We start from the raw sequence: 539 nt of genomic DNA, 5'->3' as shown, positions 1-539 counted from the left end.
GTGCAGTCGATGAGCCTGCCGGTCGCCCATGCGGGCTCACGCGAGCAACTGATCGGCAAGGACGCGAGTCCGGCACTGGAAAGGGCGCACACGCCCGCGGACAATGTCACGAAACAGACCCCGCCCTGCTTCCTGCTCCATGCCGAGGACGATCCGACGGTGCAGGTCGAGAACAGCCTGATGTTCCGCGCCGCGCTGAAGGCGCAGGGCGTGACCGTCGAGACTCACCTGTTCACCAATGGCGGCCACGGCTTCGGGCTGCGCAAGACGATCGGCAAGCCGGTCGCGGCATGGCCCGAGCTGTTCGTCGACTGGGCCAGGACTCAGGGCTTCGCCTGATGGTGACTACAGCGCTCGATAGGTGAAGTTGGAGAAGCGCGCCTCACCAGCTCCGGCCGAATAGAGGCCGGGCCGCAACATCAGGAAACCGCCACGGACATTATGGTGGTATCCCGACACCTCCATGCCGCGATCGAAGCGTGCCCAGGTCCTGCCCCCGTCCCCGCTGGTGTGGATCGCAACGATATGGCGCTTGTTGG

Annotated in this window: 1 protein-coding gene and 1 pseudogene; one reads left to right on the top strand and one right to left on the bottom strand. The window is 65.3% G+C overall.

What is annotated here, in order from left to right:
• Nucleotides 1-339 (top strand): alpha/beta hydrolase (locus AC1DZC_RS20335; RefSeq protein ID WP_477044549.1); only part of this gene is annotated, 339 nt, incomplete at its 5' end.
• Nucleotides 340-345: 6 nt separating this feature from the next.
• On the opposite strand, the pseudogene AC1DZC_RS20330 reads toward AC1DZC_RS20335, so the two are convergent.
• Nucleotides 346-539: pseudogene (locus AC1DZC_RS20330) on the bottom strand (family 43 glycosylhydrolase); the annotation flags it as partial.

Source organism: Cellulomonas sp. P2_B4 (genome assembly GCF_056404795.1).
Note: the sequence above shows the minus strand (reverse complement) of the source record. Positions and strands in the feature narration are given on the sequence as shown.